This is a genomic window from Geodermatophilus sp. SYSU D00815 (genome assembly GCF_054050035.1).
In genome coordinates, this window is record NZ_JBJGYO010000025.1 from 1 (window position 1) to 17,240 (window position 17,240).

The window sequence follows — 17,240 nt, forward strand, 5'->3', positions numbered from 1 at the left end:
CGGCCGAGGACGGCAGCAACGGCTCCATCCACGCCCACGCCTCATCGGAGACCACCGCTCGATGCTGTCGCATCGCCCGGAGCCTGCCGATCCGGACCGCCAAGATCCGTCAGACACGCCCTAGCGGGGCAGACGGCCGTCGGCGTGCCGCGATGCCGCGCTGGTGGCAGAGTTCGACCCGTGAAGACCTGGCTCGACGCGTGGCCGGTGTACCGCCAGCTCACCGGAAGCGATCCCCTCGGCCGCGGCAGGGCAGCGCGCAGCAAGGGCACGGAGCAGCTGGTCTCCCGGACGGCCACGGCCGACCGGGTCGTGCAGAGCGTCTGCCCCTACTGCGCGGTCGGCTGCGGGCAGCGGGTCTTCGTCAAGGACGAGCAGATCGTCCAGATCGAGGGCGACCCCGACTCGCCGATCAGCCGCGGCCGGCTCTGCCCCAAGGGCGGCGCGAGCAAGCAGCTGGTCACCAGCCCCACCCGCGTCACCACGGTGAAGTACCGCCGTCCGTACGGGACGGAGTGGGAGGACCTCGACCTCGACACGGCGATGGAGATGATCGCCGACCGCGTCCTGGAGGCCCGCCGCAAGGGCTGGCAGGACGTCAACGACGGCAAGCGCGTCAACCGGACCATGGGAGTAGCGAGCCTCGGAGGGGCGACCCTCGACAACGAGGAGAACTACCTCATGAAGAAGCTCTACAGCGCCCTGGGCGCGATCCAGATCGAGAACCAGGCGCGCATATAGCACTCCGCCACGGTGCCCGGTCTGGGTGCCTCGTTCGGCCGTGGTGGCGCGACCAACTTCCTCGAAGACCTGGCGAACTCCGACTGCATCGTCATCGAGGGCTCGAACATGGCCGAGTGCCACCCGGTGGGCTTCCAGTGGGTGAGCGAGGCCAAGGCGCGCGGGGCCAAGGTGGTGCACATCGACCCGCGGTTCACCCGCACGAGCGCGATCGCCGACCTGCACGTGCCGATCCGGATCGGCACCGACATCGCGTTCCTCGGCGGGCTGATCAACCACGTCCTGACGAACGAGAAGTACTTCAAGGAGTACGTGGTCGCCTACACCAACGCCGCGGCGCTGGTGGGGGAGGACTTCGTCGACACCGAGGACCTCGAGGGCCTGTACTCCGGCTTCAACCCCGGGACCCGCACCTACGACGAGGACAGCTGGCGCTACGAGCCGGAGGAGCCGCCGCACTCGGGCTCCGACGACCCGGCCGGAGCCGCCCAGCAGGACGCCATCGAGGACCACCCCGACGTCAAGAAGGCCGACCGCGCGCAGGCGGCCGGCAGCGGCGGGCCGCCGATCCCGGCCAAGCCCAAGCGCGACGACACGCTGCACCACCCGCGCACGGTCTTCCAGGTGCTCAAGCGGCACTTCGCCCGCTACACGCCCGAGATGGTGGCCGAGGTCTGCGGCATCGAGCCGGAGGTCTTCGAGCAGGTCGCCCGGTGGGTCACCGAGAACAGCAACCGCGACCGGACGACGGCGTGGGTGTACTCGGTGGGCTGGACCCAGCACAGCGTCGGCGCGCAGTACATCCGGACGGCGTCGATCCTGCAGGCGCTGCTGGGCAACATCGGCCGCCCCGGCGGCGGGATCATGGCGCTGCGCGGGCACGCCAGCATCCAGGGCAGCACCGACGTCCCCACGCTGTTCAACCTGCTCCCCGGCTACCTGCCGCAGCCGCACGCCCTGCAGCACCAGACGCTCGACGAGTACTGCGCCGACGCGGCCGGCAAGGCCGGCTTCTGGGGCAACAAGCGGTCGTACATGGTCAGCCTGCTCAAGGCCTGGTGGGGCGAGCACGCCACCGCCGAGAACGACTACTGCTTCGACCACATCCCCAAGATCGACGGCGACCACAGCAGCTACCGCACGATCGCCGACATGATCGAGGGCAAGGTCTCCGGCTACTTCCTGGTGGGGGAGAACCCCGTCGTCGGGCACCCGAACAGCCGGATGAACCGCTTCGGGCTGGCCAACCTCGACTGGCTCGTCGTCCGCGACCTGCAGATGATCGAGTCGGCCACCTTCTGGAAGGAGGCCCCCGAGATCGAGACCGGCGAGCTGGCGCCGGAGACGATCGGCACCGAGGTCTTCTTCATGCCCGCCGCCACGCACGTGGAGAAGGAGGGCACCTTCACGCAGACCCAGCGGGTGCTGCAGTGGCGGCACAAGGCGGTCGAGCCGCCGGGCGACGCCCGCAGCGACCTGTGGTTCTACTACCACCTGGGCCGCATCCTGCGGGAGCGGCTGAAGGACTCCACCGACCCGCGCGACCGCGCGCTGCAGCAGCTGACCTGGGACTACCCGTTGCACGGGGAGACCCAGGACCCCGACGCCGAGGCGGTGCTGCGCGAGATCAACGGCGTCGGCCCCGACGGCCGGGCGCTGAACTCGTACATGCAGCTGAAGGACGACGGCTCGACCACGAGCGGCTGCTGGATCTACTGCGGCGTCTACGCCGACGAGGTGAACCAGGCCGCCCGCCGCAAGCCGGGCCGGGAGCAGGGGCCGGTCGCCTCCGAGTGGGGCTGGGCGTGGCCGCTCAACCGCCGCATGCTCTACAACCGCGCCTCGGCCGACCCCGACGGCAGGCCGTGGAGCGAGCGCAAGAAGTACGTGTGGTGGGACGAGGAGGCCGGCCGGTGGACCGGCCTGGACATCCCCGACTTCGAGGCCGAGAAGCGGCCCGACTACGTCCCGCCGGACGGCGCCCAGGCGCAGGCGGCGCTGGCCGGCAACGACCCGTTCGTCATGCAGGGCGACGGCAAGGCGTGGCTGTTCGCGCCGGCCGGCCTGGTCGACGGGCCGCTGCCGGCGCACTACGAGCCGGCCGAGTCGGTGGTGGAGAACGCGTTCTACAAGCAGCAGGAGAACCCGACCCTCGAGATGATCGAGGGCCCGTGGAACCGGGCCAACCCGACCCGCAGCGCGGTCTACCCGTTCGCCGTCACCACCTACCGGCTGACCGAGCACCACACGGCCGGCGGCATGAGCCGGACCCTGCCCTACCTGGCCGAGCTGCAGCCGGAGTTCTTCGTCGAGGTCTCGCCCGAGCTCGCCGAGCTGCGCGGGCTCACCAACGGCGAGCTCGCGACGCTGATCAGCGCCCGGACGGCGGTCGAGGCCAAGGTGCTGGTCACCGAGCGGGTGCGGCCGATCAGGCTGCGCGACGGCACCGTCGTGCACCAGATCGGCATGCCCTACCACTGGGCCTACAGCGGCATCTCCACCGGCGACTCCGCCAACGACCTGCTGGGCATCGTGCTCGACCCCAACACGCACATCCAGGAGTCGAAGGTGTCCACCTGCGACATCCGCCCGGGCCCGCGGCCGCGCGGGCGGGAGCTGCTCGAGCTGGTGGAGTCCTACCGGTTGCGGGCCGGTGTGCCGTCGGGCCGGGTCGGCGTGAACGGCCGGGCCCCGGTGGAGGCCTCGACCGGTGAGGAGACCACGTGAGCTTCTTCAGCTCCGCGAGCCCGGCGGCGTTCGCCGGGCGCGACCCCGACCACCGGCTGTTCGGGCCGCTGCCCGACGTGCAGGCCGAGGCAGGCTACGACGGCGACCACCCGGCGCGGGTGGGCTTCTTCACCGACACCTCGGTGTGCATCGGCTGCAAGGCCTGCGAGGTGGCGTGCAAGGAGTGGAACACGCTGCCGATGGACGACTCCCACGGCACGCGCGACGTCATCGGCCTGTCGGGCATGTCGTACGACAACACCGGGCAGCTCGGCGCCAACACCTGGCGGCACGTGGCGTTCATCGAGCAGAGCCGCACCGTCGACCTGCCGATGCCCACGTTCGGCCGGCCCGGCGACGACCGGCAGGACGACGAGCCGCTGGGCGCGGGCCGCTCGCCGGCGAACGCCCACCCCGACAGCCTGGCCAACGCGCAGGCCTCGGTGCTCAACGCCGAGGCGCTCTCGGAGTTCGACCCGCAGACGGGGCAGAGCGGCGCCGACAAGCAGATCCGGTGGCTGATGAGCTCCGACGTCTGCAAGCACTGCACGCACGCCGGCTGCCTCGACGTCTGCCCGACCGGGGCGCTGTTCCGCACCGAGTTCGGCACCGTCGTCGTGCAGGGCGACATCTGCAACGGCTGCGGCTACTGCGTGGTCGGCTGCCCGTACGGGGTGATCAGCCGGCGCGAGGACGACGGCCGGGTGTTCAAGTGCACCCTCTGCTACGACCGGCTGACCGACGGGCTGATGCCGGCGTGCGCCACCGCGTGCCCGACGCAGTCGATCCAGTTCGGCAACCTCGACGAGCTGCAGGCGCGGGCCGACGCGCGGCTGGCCACGCTCAAGGCGCAGGGCGTGGAGACGGCGCGGCTGTACGGGCGCGACGAGGACGACGGCGTGGGCGGCAACGGGGCGTTCTTCCTGCTGCTCGACGAGCCGGAGGTGTACGGGCTGCCGCCGGACCCGGTGGTGACCACCCGCGACCTGCCGGCGATGTGGAAGGCGGCGGCGAAGGGCGCGGCGATGATCGTCGGCGTGGCGGTGTCGGCGTTCGTCACGTCGTGGCGGCGCAGGTGACCGGTCCGGGGCAGGGCTGGCGGTCGGCGATGGGGCCGGCCCTGCAGAGGCGTCGCCGCAAGGGCGGCGGGCGCGGCCGCGGCGAGGTCGCGATGGTGCCGGAGGCCGAGTTCACCTCCTACTACGGGCGCCCGATCATCAAGGAACCGGCCTGGAAGAGCCCCGAGGTGCCGCTGTACCTGTTCTTCGGTGGCGCGGCCGGGGCGACGTCGGTCCTGGGGGCGCTGGGGGAGTTCACCGACCGGCCGAAGCTGACCCGTGCGGCGCACCTGTTCGCCGGTGGCGGGGCGCTGGCGTCGGTGGGGCTGCTGGTGGTCGACCTGGGGCGGCCGGAGCGGTTCCTGCACATGCTGCGGGTGTTCAAACCGACGTCGCCGCTGTCGGTGGGCACCTACATCCTCTCGCCGTTCAGCGCGCTGGCCGTGGCGACGGCGGGGCTGCACGTGCTCGGCCGGTTCCCGGTGCTGCGCAAGCTCGGCGCGGTCGGTTCGGCGGTGTTCGCCGGGCCGCTGGCCACCTACACCGGGGTGCTGCTGGGCAACACCGCCGTCCCGTCGTGGCACGCGGCCGGCACGCAGCTGCCCTACGTGTTCGGGGCCTCCGGCATGGCGGCCGGCGGCGGGATCACGATGGCCCTCGCGCCGGTGGCCGAGGCGGCCCCGGCGCGCCGGATGGCGGTCGCCGGGGCGGCGATCGAGCTGGCCGTGATGCAGAAGGTCGAGACCGGGCACGGGATCGTGAGCGAGCCGTTCCACGAGGGCAGGCCCGGCCGGCTGCTGCGCGCGGCCAAGGCGTGCACCGCGGCCGGGGCGGCGCTGACCGTGGTGGCGGGGCGCCGCCGGCTGGGCGCGGTGGCCGCCGGCGCGCTGCTGGCGGCCGGCTCGGCGCTCACCCGGTTCGGCGTCTACGACGCCGGCGTGGCCAGCGCGCGCGACCCCAAGTACACCGTCGTCCCGCAGCGGGAACGGCTCGCGGCGCGGCAGAACGGCCACGCCCCCACGGTCACGACCTAGCGCCACGCCCTGTTGCTCCAGGCCCCGCGGCCGCGATGTCACATCCGGGGCGGGGCCCGCGTCTCCATGTCCGAGAACACCCACTCGGAGGAGGAGACATGGCCAGCAGGACCCGCATCCCGGAGGCGGAGCTCACCGGCGTCTACGGCGCGGTGGTGAAGCGGATGTCGCGCAAGATGCTCGGCGACGTGCCCGAGGGGCTCGGCGTGATGTGGCACAACCGCAAGGTGCTGAACTTCAGCTTCGGACTGGGCCGCAGGTCGCAGAAGTGGGACGCGTGCGACCTGAGCCTGAAGTCGTTCGCGCACATGGCGGTGGCCAGCTACGTCGGGTGCAGCTTCTGCCTCGACCTCGGCTACTTCCAGGCGCACAACGAGGGGCTCGACCTCACCAAGGCCCGCGAGGTGCCGCGCTGGCGCGAGTCAGACGTGTTCACGCCGCTGGAGCGGGAGGTCATGGCGTACGCCGAGGCGATGAGCCAGACCCCACCGGCGGTCACCGACGAGATGTCGGCCAGCCTGCTCAGGCAGCTCGGCGCCCCGGCGCTGGTGGAGCTGACCGCGTTCATCGGGCTGGCGAACTTCTACACCCGCACCAACACCGCCTTCGGCATCGAGGCGATGGGCCTGGCGGCCTCGTGCGACCTGAAGCCGCTCGCGGCTCCCTCGGTCGCGGCGGCGAGCGCCTGACCGCGGGGCGAGGACCCGGGCCCCTCCGCGACGCGGAGGGGCCCGGGTCGTCCGGCTGAGCCGAAGGGTTCGGCGATCCTCCGCACGGGTTCTGCACAGCTCGGCTGGCCAGCGTCCCCGCCCGTGGAGCTGAACCGCGGGGGAGTCGTCATCCCCGCCTACGGGATGCCGGACATGACGGCGGAGGTCGTGGCCGACTGCCTGCGGGAAGCCGACCTGGTGCACGTCGTGGTCGTCGACAACGCCGGCGACTACACCGCGCCCGCCGGCCGCGGGGTGCAGGTCCTCCGGCCCGGGGAGAACCTGGGCTGGCTGCGCGGCACCAACCTGGGGGTGGCGACGGCCGCGGCCGCCGGCTGCGACTGGCTGGTCCCGCTGAACAACGACACCCGGCTCTCCGACGGGTTCTTCGCGGGGCTGCGCGCGGCGCTCGAGCGGCGCCCGGAAGACCTCGTCGCGCCCTGCTACGACGACGCGGTGCCCACCCAGAACCGCTACCACCGCGGGCCGGTCGAGGAGTTCGTGCCGGAGCCCGTGGAGCTCGGCGTCCCGCTGATCGACGGGACGTGCTTCGCGTTCACGACCGAGCGGTACCGCGCGCTCGGCCCGCTCGACGCCACGGCGTTCGGCCGCCACGGGTGGGGTGCCATGGAGGACTACGTGCTGCGCAACCGGGCCCTCGGCGGGGGCTGCGCCGTCACGCACCGCGCCTACCTCACCCACGCCTCCGGGGTCACCGCCGACGCGGTGCTGCCCGTGTACACGAGGTACGCGACGTCGGAGATGCGCCGCGGCCTGCGCCGCAAGTACGGCCGCCACTGGCGGGTGCACTTCCCGCCGCTCGCCGACGCGCCCGACACCCCGCGGGTGCTGCTCAGCGACACCGTCCGCGTCCTGGAGAGCCGGCTGGGCCTGCGCGGGACCCGGGTGGGCCGCCGGTAGCCGCCGTCACCCGATCGGGGGGTCCGGGCGCAAGGTCGTGCCTGGTCAGGTCGATGTCGTCCTCGTCAGGCCACCGCCCGAGAGGACGTCCACGTGCGCGCCACCCGCAGATCCGCACCGGCTGCGCCGGTCGCCGGTCGCGCCGCGCGCGTGCCCGTGCCGTCGTCGGTGCTCGACGGCCTGGCGATGGCCACCATCGAGGCGACGTCGGCCCTCGTGCTCGTCTGCGACGGCGACGGCCGCATCCTGCTGGGCAACCCCGCCCTGGAGCGGTTCACCGGGCGGACGCGGGACGAGCTGATCGGCTCCATGCTCTACGACCTCGTCGTGCAGCCGGCCGAGGTGGAGATCGCCCGCCTGGGCATCGCCGCCGTCCTGGCCGGGCAGCCGCAGATCCCCGGCGAGGTCGACTGGGTCAACGGCGACGGCGAGCCGCGCCGCATCGAGCTGCAGACGAGCGTGCTCAGCTCGGCCGACGGCCGCCCCTACGCGGTCGCCTTCATCGGCATCGACGTCACCGTGCACCGGTTGCGGGAGGCGCACGCGCGCCGGCTGGCGATGACCGACCCGCTCACCGGTGTGGCGAACCGCAGCGCGCTGTTCGCGGCCCTGCGCGCCCACCTCGACCCCGAGAGCGGCGGTGGGTGCGGGCTGCTGTTCTGCGACCTCGACGGCTTCAAGGAGGTCAACGACCGGTACGGGCACGCCGTCGGTGACCGGCTGCTGGTCGCCGTCGCCGAGCGGCTGCGGCGGCTGGCCGCCCCGGAGGACATCGTGGCCCGCCTGGGCGGCGACGAGTTCGTCCTGGTCGCCCCGGCGCTCGACGGCGACGCGCTCGCCGCGCGGGTGCGCCGGCTCGAGGAGCTCATGGACCAGCCGTTCGAGATCGACGACGTCGTCGTGCGGATCGGGGCGAGCATCGGCTCGGCCGCCGGCCGGCCCGGTGACGACGCCGACGGCGTCATGACCCAGGCCGACCTGGCCATGTACGGCGTGAAGAGCGTCCGGCGGGCGCACCGGGCCTGACGCGCCGAACCGGGCCTTCCGGCCTCTCAGCGTTCGGGCCGCCAGGCGAAGATCAGCCCCCAGCCCGAGTGGCCGTGCTTCTCCAGGCGCAGGACGCTCGACAGGGCGTCGCCCGACTCGATCGGCGGCAGACCCCGCGTCAGCTCGTGCGCGTGGCCGATGGCGTGCTCGTCACCCTCGGCGTCGAACTCCTCGGTCACGGATCCGACCAACAACCGGTAGGACGGCATCGCGCACCCCTTTCCGCGCCGCTCTGGGAGTGGATGTGCCGCGGAACGCGCAACGGGCCGCCGGCCCACGGGGGGAGGCAGGCGGCCCGTCGCGGGAACCACTCTGGCGGCGATCCGCCGCGTGCGGGGGCTCCGGCGAGCTGTCGTACGACCAAAGTCGAGGACGGTCCAGTGCTGGGCAGCCGCGTGGCCAGCGGGATCAGCCGCCGGCGACGACGGGCTGCCGGCCGCCGTCGCCCCACCCTGACCCCACGGTGAGATCTGCGTTCTCGTGCTGTTCCGGGGCGTGACAGCCACGAGACCGCCGGTCTCGTGGAGGGCCGGCCGCTGGACGGCTGCGCGGGGGTCGAGGGCGCCGGATCCAGGAGGCCGCGGCCGTTCGGCTGGGGGAGCGCGGGTCAGGCGACGCCGCTGGCGACCGACTGCTGCCAGGCCATCTCGTAGATGACCGCGCGCTTCTCGGTGTCGTCGAACGGCACCTTCTCCCCGCGGTGCCCCTGCTCGGCGCCGGAGATCCCGTAGGAGCCGCTGCGGTACCAGTCGCCCTTGTGGGTCAGCAGCCACGACCGGCCGTGGTAGTGCGGGCCGGCGAACGGCCACCCCGACAGCCGCCGCAGGCCGCTGCGCCTGGTCCTCTCCGGGGCGCCGAGGCCCGGGAGGACGTCGAGGCACAGCCGGGTGAACGCGGCGCCGGGGAGCCGGCGCAGCACGGTGTCGGCCGAGCGGATCTCCTGCTCGGTGCGCGGCTGCTGCACGTAGAGCAGCTCGAGCGCCTGGGCGGGGGAGAGGTCGAGCAGCGTGTTGCGCAGCCGGCGGCGCTCGGCCTCCGCGGCGGCCGCGGCCTCCTGGATCCGGCGCTCCTCGGCCAGCGCGGCGGCGCGGGCGCGCATGCGGGCGGTCGCCAGGTCGCGGTCGCACACCCGCCAGCCCTGCCAGAGGTCGGAGTGGTCGGCGCACACCAGCCGCGTGCACTCCGCGCACTCGCCCACCGCCGGCTCCCCGCACCGGCAGGTCTGCGGGCCGGAGTCGTCGGTGCGCGTCTGGAGGTAGACCGCGCCGCACCGGCGGGGCTCCCCACCGGCCGGCGCGGTGCCGGAGCCGGCGCCGACGAGCTCGTCGACCTCGACGACGGCGTCGCACCGCCAGTACCCCGGCAGGAGCTGCGTGCGTGCGCTCGTCGTCCCGCAGCTGGGACAGGACATGGGCGGAAGGCTAGGGGCGGGGACGGACGCGCACGGTGATACCGGAGCGTGTCGGAACGCTCCCCGGCACGGCCGTCACAGTGGTCCCGCGCCCCTCGCCACAGCCCCTGTGACGGATTGGTCACAAAGGGTCAGCCAACCCCTTCCGTGCAGGCCAGGGGAATGACAAGCTTGAAACTCTCAAGTCGACGTGCCGCTTACGGGGGTGTGGCATTGGTCATCAGGGCGTGCGTCCGATGAGCGCTCGGCACGCGATCCGGCGGTCGCGCCGCCGGCTCTGGTGGGGGATCGCCGGGGGCAACGCCGTCCTCGGCGTCGCCGTCCTCGTCGCGGTCAGCGTGTCCGACGCCCCGCAGGTGCGGGCCGAGGACGCCGCGAGCTCCGCCGTCGCCACCTCGGCCGGTCCGGCGTCCGACGGCGAGCTGGGCGAGCCGTGGCGGCGGGCCGAGGTCGGCGACGGCTGGGCGACCACCACGGGCGGGCCGGACGACGCAGCGACCTCCTCGGCGCCGCGCTCGTCCGCCGGCGGCCGGTCCACCGCGCCGTCGTCGTCCGCGGAGACGCCCGCGCCGGTGCCGTCCGCCACCGAGGAGCCCGTCGCGGCACCGGCCCCGGAGGCGACGACCCCGGCGGACGACGCGCAGACGCCCGTCCCGGTGCTGGTCCCCGAGCCGGTCCCGCCCGCCCCGCCGGCACCGGCCGAGCCCGAGACGCCGGAACCCACGGATCGGCCCGAGGCCACGGAGCCGACCGACCCCGCCGACGATCCCGACCGCTCCGAGGAGGAGCCGTCGGAGACGCCCGAGCCCGTGGAGCCGCCGCAGGTGCCGTGAGCACCGCGCGGATGGGGGACGATGGGCCCGTGGCCGCCCGGCTCCTGCTCGCGTTCCTCGTCGTCGTCATCGCCGTCGAGCTCGTCGCGGTGATCGGTGTCGCCGTCTCGCTGTTCCTGCTCGGCGCGACCGAGACGATCGTCTTCGGCGTGGGGATGCTCGTGGTCTCGGCCGTGGCCTGCGGCCCCGTCCTGCGCTCGGCCTGGAGGGAGCGGCGGCGCGCCGACCGCTGATCGGCCGGCGGCGCTCAGGGAGTGCCGCAGGTGGTGCAGGGCTCCTCGACCGGCGGCGCCTCCACCGGCGGCTCCTCGACCGGCGGCGCCTCCGGCGGCGGCTGCCCGACCACCGGCGGCTCCTCGACCGGGTCGACCGGCGACTCCACCGTGCCCGTTCCCGTCCCGGTCCCCGTCCCCGAGCCCGGCGGCGCGACGACCACGGGCGCCGGGGCGACCGCGGGCGGCTGTGCCGTGGCGCGGGCCGGGGTGGTGCTCCGGGCGGCGCCGGCCGTGGTCGAGGGGGCCGACGGCGCCGCGGCGTCGGGCGGGGTCGCCGTCGCCGTGGCCCCGGTGCTCGGGGAGGCGGTCGCCGGCTGCGCCGGTCGGGCCGCGGCGGTCGACCGGGGAGCGGCGGGCGTCGTCGTGCCGGTCGCGGCGGCCGGCGCATCGGTGGCGACCGTCCCGAGCCAGGTCAGCCCGTGCCCGAGCACGGGGAGCAGGCCGATGGCCACGAGGGCGAGCAGCGGCGCGAGCCAGGCCCGGCGTTCGCCCGCCGTCCCCCGGCATCGCGCCCGTGGAAGGGAGCCGGCGCGGTGCCGGCCGACGACCCCGATCGTGGCCACCCGACGCCTCCCTCCTCCGGTCCGCGCCCACGCTAGGCAGCGGCGGTGCCGGGGCGGGGGAGGCGGCGTGGCAGGTGCGACGGCCGGGACCGGGTGGGACGGCGGGGACGAGTCCGTCCCCCAGGACTGGGCGATTGTCCGAGCGCCCTGCCCCAGCGGAGGCTTTCCGTCACACCGAGAGGAGGTGCGCGCCGTGTGGTGGTTGCTGATCGTGACCGTGTGGGTGGGCCTGGCGGCCGGCGGCGCGCTCCTGCTCGGGGCGGTCGTCGCGCACGCCGACGTCCGGGAGGGTGTGGCGCGGGAGCGCCGTCGTCCGTCGGTCCACCGCCGCGACCGGACGACGGACTGACGGGAGCACGTCTCGCCGCGGGCCGGACGACTGCCGGTCGTGGTGCGCACGGGAGGACGGGGGCACGGTCGGTCCGCGGGCGCACGCCGGAGAAGAGGGAACCCGGTGCCCCATGGCTCGAGGCCCGTGATGCGGAGCCCCTGGTCGGCTCCGTGTCTGGGCCACAGGGTTCTGGACGGGCCAGTTCCACGCAACGGGGCCCGAGTACCCCGCGCAGGTGACAGGGGCCGCACGGGAGAGGTGGGTGTGCCCTGTGGGCCACGACACGATGCGCAACACGTGAGCCTGCTTGGCGACGGCGACCTCGGTCACGACCCTGCCCCGGAACGTCGGACGAGCCGACGACGGACCCGAACGGGGAACGCCATGTCCACCGAGCAGTACGACCCCACCTACCCGCCGAACCCGCCGGCCCCCCAGGGCTACGCCGCGCCCGCCCCGCAGGGCTACGCGGCGCCGCAGCCCGGCTACGGCTACCCCGCGCCGCAGCAGGCGCCGGGCAACGGCCTCGGCGTCGCCGGCTTCGTCTGCGGCCTCGTCGGCCTCGTCCTCTGCTGGGTGCCGTGGATCGGCATGCTCCTCGGCCTCGTCGGCGTCGTGCTCGGCGGGATCGGCATCTCCCAGGGCAAGAAGAAGGGCGCGAGCACCGGCCTGGCCATCGCCGGCCTGGTCTGCGGCATCCTCGCCGTCCTCGTGTGGATCCTCCTGCTGGCCTTCGTCTTCTCGGTGGCGTCCTCGCTGTCGTCGGTCTGACGGCAGCGGCCGCGCTCGGCGGGCCGGCGTCCCGGTCACTGCGGTGGCTGGGCGCCGGCCCGTCGTCGTTCGAGCCCTCCCTGGGGGTGACGCGGGGGAGCGGCAGCGCCCGCGCCGGGGCGCCGGCCACCACACTGGACGCGGACGTCCGTGGCGTCCGCGGGACCGAGCGGGAGGACGTCGTGAGCGAGCAGAACGGCCGGCACGAGGACGAGCCGGAACGGCCGGAGGACGGCGTGCCGCCCTTTCAACCGCAGCCGTCGTGGGGCGCGCCGCCGCCGGGGTTCGTCCCGCCGCCGGGACCGGTCCCGCCCCAGCCGACGCCGTACGGGTACGGCGCCCCCTATCCGGCGCCGGGCTACCCGGTGTACGCGCCACCGCAGCCGGCCAACGGCGTCGGCATCGCCGGCTTCGTCACCGGGCTGACCGGCCTGGTGCTGTGCTGGATCCCGGTCCTGGGCTTCCTGCTCGCCGGCACGGGCATCGTGCTGAGCGCGGTCGGGATGAACCAGGGGAAGCGGACCGGGGCCAGCAACGGCCTGGCGATCGCCGGCCTGGTGTGCGGGATCATCGGCGCGATCCCGGGTCTGATCTTCCTCGTCGCATTCCTGTCGGTGGGCACGTCCTGAGCCGCTGACCGCGCGACCCGTGCCCCTGCCGTCGCGGAAGGTGACGAGCGGCGCATACGCTCGGCGCGCTCGCCCACGGGGGGCGGCCGTCGGTCGAGGGTCGAGAACGTCGTGGACGGGAGCGTCGATGGAACTGCCCGAGCTGAGCTGGGGAGCAGCCACCCACACGGGGCAGCGCGCCGAGAACCAGGACAGCTACCTGGCGGCGCCGCCGATCTTCGCCGTGGCCGACGGCATGGGCGGCCACGCGGAGGGCAAGAAGGCCAGCGAGATCGCCGTGGCGCGCCTGGCCGAGATCGCGCAGGGCCCGACGGTGAGCGTGCAGGCCATCAAGGCCGCCCTCGAGCAGGCGGACAAGGACATCCAGGCCCTCGGCCAGTCCATCGAGGCCGGCAGCAGGCCGGGTACGACGGTCGCCGGCATCGCGCTCACCGAGCACGAGGGTGAGATCTGCTGGGTGACGTTCAACGTGGGCGACTCGCGCATCTACCGCTGGTCGGAGGCCGACGGCCTGCAGCAGGTGAGCACCGACCACTCCGTGGTGCAGGCCCTCGTCGACGCCGGCGCCATCACCGAGGAGCGTGCTCTCACCCACCCCCAGCGGCACATGATCACCAAAGCGCTCGGCTTCGGCGACCGTGGCGGACCGGATTTCCAGTACGTCCCAGTTGCCCCCGGGCAACGCTTGCTGGTGTGCACCGATGGCCTCACGGGAGAGTTGAGCGACGTCCAGATCGCCGACGTGACGGCGGCAGAGCAGGAGAATCCGGGTCTCGCCGACGCGCTGGTCGCACGAGCCGTCGATGTAGCGGCCCAGGACAACGTCACGATCGTCGTCGTCTGCGTCAGCCAGTGACGGCGGGGTGTCCCCCACGAGCAGTGGCGATCGCGCTCAGCCCAGGTGTGGTCCGGCGTGGTTCCGGCGCCTGCTGACCCGCACACTGTCCCGGTGCCCGGACAGCAGGACCCGACAGACCAGTTCCGGATCCTCCTGGTCTGCACCGGCAACATCTGCCGCTCCGCCCTCGCCGAGCGGCTGGGCCGGGCATACCTGGACGACGTCCTCGGCGACGACGCCGGCCTGATCCGGTTGTCCAGCGCCGGCACCGGCGCGGTCGTGGGCAGCGGGATGCACCCCGACAGCGCGCTCGTGCTGGCGGGCCTCGGGGGAGACCCCGGCGCCTTCGCCGCGCGGCAGCTGCAGCCCGAGCACGCGGCCGGCGCCGACCTGGTCCTCACCATGACCCGGGCGCACCGGCACCACGTGCTGCAGCTGGCGCCCCGGACCCTGGCCCGCACCTTCACGCTGCGGGAGGCGGCCGACGTCCTGACGCTGCTGGGCGACGTCGAGGCCGATGGCGACGACCTGCCGAGCCGGGCACGCGACCTGGTGCGGGCGATGGCCACCGGCCGCTCGCGGCACGTCGGCGGCGAGGACGACGACGTCCTCGACCCGATCAACCTGCCGCTGGAGGCCCACCAGGAGGCCGGTGACCTCGTCGCGGCCGCGCTCCTCCCGCTGCTCGAGCGGTTCGCGGACCTCGTCGCGGACGACCCGGGCGTCGGCGTGCCGTTCACCGACGGCGTCGCCGGGCTGGTGCGGCCGGGCCGCTGAGCCGGTCGAGGTGCGTGTGATCTATGTTGCACGCGTGACGGCCATGGTCAGAGCCGCGGCGGAGTCCGCCGATGACCACAGCGTGTGGATGCTGTGGGCCCTCGGCGGGCTGACCGTGTGGCTCGTGGTTGCCCTCCTCGTCGGCCTGGTCGTCGGCCGGGGGATCCGACTGGCAGACCGCCGCTCGGCCGACGAGGGCGCCGTCCTCACCACGGCCGACATCCCCGGCTTCGCCTCCGCCTGAGCCACATCCGCCACATCCGGCCGCTCCCGTTCAGGTTTTCCGCCTGACCTGCCGATAGTCCGGTCGTGTGGGTGTGGTGGGTCCTGGGCGGGCTGGTCGCGTGGCTGGTGGTCGGTGCTCTCGTCGGCGTCGTCATCGGCCGGGGCATCCGGCTCGCCGAATGGCGTGAGATCGAGGTGCTGACGACGGCCGACGTGCCCGGCCTGGCCGCCTCCGGCGAGGTGGCGCCCGCGGTGCGCGTGCGGCGCCGGCGCATCCCGCTGCCGCCGATCGGCATCGCCCTCGCGGCGATCGCGGTCGCGCTCGAGACAATCGGCTTCGTCCTCCGGCTCACCGGGTCGACCTCCCGCCTCCTGTCGATGGACGCCCCCTACTCGGTGCCGCGGCTCTTCGTCGCCCTCCTCTTCGCCGCCGCCGCCCTGATCGCCCTCACCGGCGCCGGCGCCGTGCCCGGCCGCCGCACCTGGTGGACCGGTGTGGGCCTGGTGGCCGGCCTCGTCGCCGCCGTCAAGGCCGGCAGCACCGTGCACGCCGACGCGCTGTCGGCGCTGCAGGACGCCGTCGGCACCACCACCGCGACCGCGCTGAGCGTTCTCCTGGCCTGCGTCGTCGTCGGCGCCCTGTGGTTCCTCAGCCGGACCGAGCGCCGCGACCGGCGGCGCGTGCTCGGCTCGCTGGCCGGCTACGCCGTCGCCGCCGTCGGCCTCTCCGCCGTCTCCGGGGCGGCGAGCGCGGAGTGGTACGCCGCCGCCACCTACGTCGAGGAGTCGGGCGAGGCGCTCGCCGGCGTGGCCTTCCTCATCGCCGTGCTGGCCGGTGTCGCCCCGCGCCTGGTGCTGCCGGCCGACTGGCCGCTGCGCCGCACCGTCGACGCCCAGACCCTCGACGTGCCGGACGCCGTGCCCGGCCGACGCGGCGTGCGCGACGCCCAGGCGTGAACCCGGCAGGCAACTCCGGCGTCACCGGTTCACGGTGGCCCGGCTGGACCACCCCTGCGGCCTCTGCGGCAGCCACGACGTCGTCCTGACCGAGTCGCGGGCCGTCCGCCGCGGCCCCGACCGCCTCGACCCGGCGTTCCGCCCCGGCACCCGCGTCCACGAGCTGTGCCGCCGTTGCGGCGCCAAGACGCTGATCGCCGACAGCCAGCTCGCCGGCTGACCGCCCGGGCTCAGCGCGGCGTCTCGGGCAGCGCCTCGGCCGCGAACTCCGCGGCGTTCTGCGACAGCGAGTCGCTTCGCAGGTAGGCCCACATGCGCTCGCACGTGACGTCGTCGAGGTAGACGACGCTCGCCGCGCCCTCCGTGCCGGTGCCGAGCACGGGCGCGGTGAAGAAGTCGACGTCGTCGGGGGTCAGGTCGCGCATCGAGACCGCCAGGCCCAGCAGGCCGGTGCTGCTCAGCGTGTCGTCCATGGCCACCGCGCCGGTCAGCGCCCGCAGCGCGGCGTCGAGCTCGGCGGGGTCGGTGAACGTGTCGGAGCTGAACAGCTTCTGGAACACCGCCCGCAGGTACTGCTGCTGCCGCTTCACCCGGTCGAAGTCGCCGCCCTCGAGCCCGTAGCGCTGGCCGAGGTACCAGCGGGCGGTCTCGCCGGTGAGGTGGTTGACGCCGGCCTCGAAGACGTGGCCCTCGTTCTCGGTGGTCTCGGCGACCACGACGTCGACGCCGCCCAGCGCGTCGGTCACCTCGGCGATGCCGTCGAAGTCGATGGCGACGTAGTGGTCGATGCGCACCTGGGTGAGCTGCTCCACCGTCTGGATGAGCAGCGTGGGGCCGCCGAAGGCGTAGCTCGCGTTGATCTTGTTCATCCCGTGCCCGGGGATCTCCACCCAGGAGTCCCGGGGGATGGAGACCAGCTGGGCGTGCCGCCGGTCGGCCGACAGCCGGGCGAGCATGATCGCGTCGGAGCGGCCGTCGGGGTCCTCGCCGTCGGCCGCGTGCCCCCGGGTGTCGGAGCCGACCAGCAGGAAGGTGACCGGATCGGCGGTGGCCTCCTCCGCGGCCGTCGCCGGGGCCGGGCGGGCCTCCTCCTCCAGGTCGGCGAAGACGTCGTCGATCCGGTCGATGTTGCCGGCGTAGCGGGCGGTGACGAACCACAGCCCACCGCCGACCACCAGGGCGAGGGCGACCGCGAGGACGCCGGCGCCGATCAGGGTCCGCCGGAGCGCCGTGCGGCGGCGCCGGTGCGAGCCCTGCCCCGCGATCGGCTCCTCAGGCCTCGCGTGGGCGCCGCGGTCGGCAGCCTCGTCCTCGTCCGCGCGCATGGAACCCCCGTGTGACGTGCGTCTTTCCCGAGGGTACGGGCGCGTGCGCGTCGGGGGAGGCGCTCTC

General features: G+C 74.1%; 19 protein-coding genes and 1 pseudogene. 16 read left to right on the top strand and 4 right to left on the bottom strand.

The genetic code is table 11. The features are described from left to right. Positions 1 to 180 precede the first annotated feature (180 nt). The 6 genes and pseudogenes from fdh (at position 181) to ACI78S_RS20605 (ending at position 8,217) form a co-directional block, all read left to right on the top strand. A pseudogene (gene fdh, locus ACI78S_RS20580) lies at positions 181 to 3,468 on the top strand (formate dehydrogenase). Further along, a complete protein-coding gene (locus ACI78S_RS20585) occupies positions 3,465 to 4,547 on the top strand; it encodes a 4Fe-4S dicluster domain-containing protein (protein ID WP_456976825.1) in 1,083 nt (360 codons plus the stop codon). The pseudogene fdh and the gene ACI78S_RS20585 overlap by 4 nt, the downstream one beginning before the upstream one ends. Continuing rightward, a complete protein-coding gene (gene nrfD, locus ACI78S_RS20590) occupies positions 4,532 to 5,560 on the top strand; it encodes an NrfD/PsrC family molybdoenzyme membrane anchor subunit (protein WP_456976827.1) in 1,029 nt (342 codons plus the stop codon). The genes ACI78S_RS20585 and nrfD overlap by 16 nt, the downstream gene beginning before the upstream one ends. A gap of 98 nt (positions 5,561 to 5,658) precedes the next feature. Then, positions 5,659 to 6,249, top strand: coding sequence for a carboxymuconolactone decarboxylase family protein (locus ACI78S_RS20595; protein WP_456976829.1), 591 nt, complete (start codon positions 5,659 to 5,661; stop codon positions 6,247 to 6,249). A 123-nt stretch (positions 6,250 to 6,372) separates the two neighbouring features. Then, positions 6,373 to 7,191: a glycosyltransferase gene (locus ACI78S_RS20600; RefSeq protein ID WP_456976831.1), complete on the top strand. Its 819-nt coding sequence runs from the start codon at positions 6,373 to 6,375 to the stop codon at positions 7,189 to 7,191. Positions 7,192 to 7,284: 93 nt separating this feature from the next. Next, on the top strand, positions 7,285 to 8,217 hold the full coding sequence (locus ACI78S_RS20605) for a diguanylate cyclase domain-containing protein (RefSeq protein ID WP_456976833.1): 933 nt from the start codon (positions 7,285 to 7,287) through the stop codon (positions 8,215 to 8,217). Positions 8,218 to 8,243: 26 nt separating this feature from the next. Here the strand turns inward: ACI78S_RS20605 and ACI78S_RS20610 are convergent, their stop codons facing one another. Together ACI78S_RS20610 and ACI78S_RS20615 are read right to left on the bottom strand one after the other, a co-directional pair. Beyond that, positions 8,244 to 8,417, bottom strand: coding sequence for a hypothetical protein (locus ACI78S_RS20610; protein WP_456976835.1), 174 nt, complete (start codon positions 8,415 to 8,417; stop codon positions 8,244 to 8,246). A gap of 428 nt (positions 8,418 to 8,845) precedes the next feature. Further along, positions 8,846 to 9,649, bottom strand: a complete 804-nt coding sequence (locus tag ACI78S_RS20615; RefSeq protein ID WP_456976837.1) for a hypothetical protein — start codon at positions 9,647 to 9,649, stop codon at positions 8,846 to 8,848. A 236-nt stretch (positions 9,650 to 9,885) separates the two neighbouring features. Here ACI78S_RS20615 and ACI78S_RS20620 point away from each other — a divergent pair, with 236 nt between their 5' ends. Continuing rightward, positions 9,886 to 10,482 (top strand): hypothetical protein, encoded by a 597-nt coding sequence (locus ACI78S_RS20620; protein WP_456976839.1) that lies wholly within the window; start codon positions 9,886 to 9,888, stop codon positions 10,480 to 10,482. A 29-nt stretch (positions 10,483 to 10,511) separates the two neighbouring features. Then, entirely contained in the window at positions 10,512 to 10,715 is a 204-nt protein-coding gene (locus ACI78S_RS20625) for a hypothetical protein (RefSeq protein WP_456976841.1), read from the top strand. Positions 10,716 to 10,729: 14 nt separating this feature from the next. On the opposite strand, the gene ACI78S_RS20630 is transcribed toward ACI78S_RS20625, so the two are convergent. After that, a complete protein-coding gene (locus ACI78S_RS20630; protein WP_456976843.1) occupies positions 10,730 to 11,320 on the bottom strand; it encodes a hypothetical protein in 591 nt (196 codons plus the stop codon). Positions 11,321 to 11,513: 193 nt separating this feature from the next. Here ACI78S_RS20630 and ACI78S_RS20635 point away from each other — a divergent pair, with 193 nt between their 5' ends. The 8 genes from ACI78S_RS20635 (at position 11,514) to ACI78S_RS20670 (ending at position 16,068) form a co-directional block, all read left to right on the top strand. Continuing rightward, complete coding sequence (locus tag ACI78S_RS20635) at positions 11,514 to 11,669, top strand: hypothetical protein (protein ID WP_456976845.1); 156 nt, start codon at positions 11,514 to 11,516, stop codon at positions 11,667 to 11,669. 366 nt (positions 11,670 to 12,035) lie between these two features. After that, positions 12,036 to 12,422 carry a hypothetical protein gene (locus tag ACI78S_RS20640; RefSeq protein ID WP_456976846.1) on the top strand — a complete coding sequence of 129 codons (387 nt, stop codon included), beginning with the start codon at positions 12,036 to 12,038 and terminating at the stop codon, positions 12,420 to 12,422. A 182-nt stretch (positions 12,423 to 12,604) separates the two neighbouring features. Beyond that, positions 12,605 to 13,051, top strand: a complete 447-nt coding sequence (locus tag ACI78S_RS20645) for a DUF4190 domain-containing protein (protein ID WP_456976847.1) — start codon at positions 12,605 to 12,607, stop codon at positions 13,049 to 13,051. Between the two features lie 127 nt (positions 13,052 to 13,178). Next, the gene (locus ACI78S_RS20650) at positions 13,179 to 13,907 is read left to right on the top strand and encodes a PP2C family protein-serine/threonine phosphatase (protein WP_456976848.1); all 729 of its coding nucleotides are present in this window, start codon (positions 13,179 to 13,181) and stop codon (positions 13,905 to 13,907) included. A gap of 93 nt (positions 13,908 to 14,000) precedes the next feature. Beyond that, positions 14,001 to 14,666: an arsenate reductase/protein-tyrosine-phosphatase family protein gene (locus tag ACI78S_RS20655; RefSeq protein WP_456976849.1), complete on the top strand. Its 666-nt coding sequence runs from the start codon at positions 14,001 to 14,003 to the stop codon at positions 14,664 to 14,666. Between the two features lie 34 nt (positions 14,667 to 14,700). Then, positions 14,701 to 14,910, top strand: a complete 210-nt coding sequence (locus ACI78S_RS20660; RefSeq protein ID WP_456976850.1) for a hypothetical protein — start codon at positions 14,701 to 14,703, stop codon at positions 14,908 to 14,910. A 65-nt stretch (positions 14,911 to 14,975) separates the two neighbouring features. Beyond that, positions 14,976 to 15,848, top strand: a complete 873-nt coding sequence (locus ACI78S_RS20665; protein WP_456976851.1) for a hypothetical protein — start codon at positions 14,976 to 14,978, stop codon at positions 15,846 to 15,848. Positions 15,849 to 15,882: 34 nt separating this feature from the next. Beyond that, positions 15,883 to 16,068, top strand: a complete 186-nt coding sequence (locus ACI78S_RS20670) for a hypothetical protein (RefSeq protein WP_456976852.1) — start codon at positions 15,883 to 15,885, stop codon at positions 16,066 to 16,068. 10 nt (positions 16,069 to 16,078) lie between these two features. Here ACI78S_RS20670 and ACI78S_RS20675 read toward each other — a convergent pair whose 3' ends face one another. Further along, positions 16,079 to 17,173, bottom strand: coding sequence for an LCP family protein (locus tag ACI78S_RS20675; protein ID WP_456976853.1), 1,095 nt, complete (start codon positions 17,171 to 17,173; stop codon positions 16,079 to 16,081). Positions 17,174 to 17,240 lie beyond the last annotated feature (67 nt).

Excerpts from the sequence above, each read along its gene's own strand:
- ACI78S_RS20620 (WP_456976839.1), top strand. The coding sequence starts at position 9,886 with ATGAGCGCTCGGCACGCGATCCGGCGGTCGCGCCGCCGGCTCTGGTGG.
- ACI78S_RS20615 (WP_456976837.1), bottom strand. The coding sequence starts at position 9,649 with ATGTCCTGTCCCAGCTGCGGGACGACGAGCGCACGCACGCAGCTCCTG.
- ACI78S_RS20650 (WP_456976848.1), top strand. The coding sequence starts at position 13,179 with ATGGAACTGCCCGAGCTGAGCTGGGGAGCAGCCACCCACACGGGGCAG.
- ACI78S_RS20640 (WP_456976846.1), top strand. The coding sequence starts at position 12,036 with ATGTCCACCGAGCAGTACGACCCCACCTACCCGCCGAACCCGCCGGCC.
- ACI78S_RS20675 (WP_456976853.1), bottom strand. The coding sequence starts at position 17,173 with ATGCGCGCGGACGAGGACGAGGCTGCCGACCGCGGCGCCCACGCGAGG.
- ACI78S_RS20595 (WP_456976829.1), top strand. The coding sequence starts at position 5,659 with ATGGCCAGCAGGACCCGCATCCCGGAGGCGGAGCTCACCGGCGTCTAC.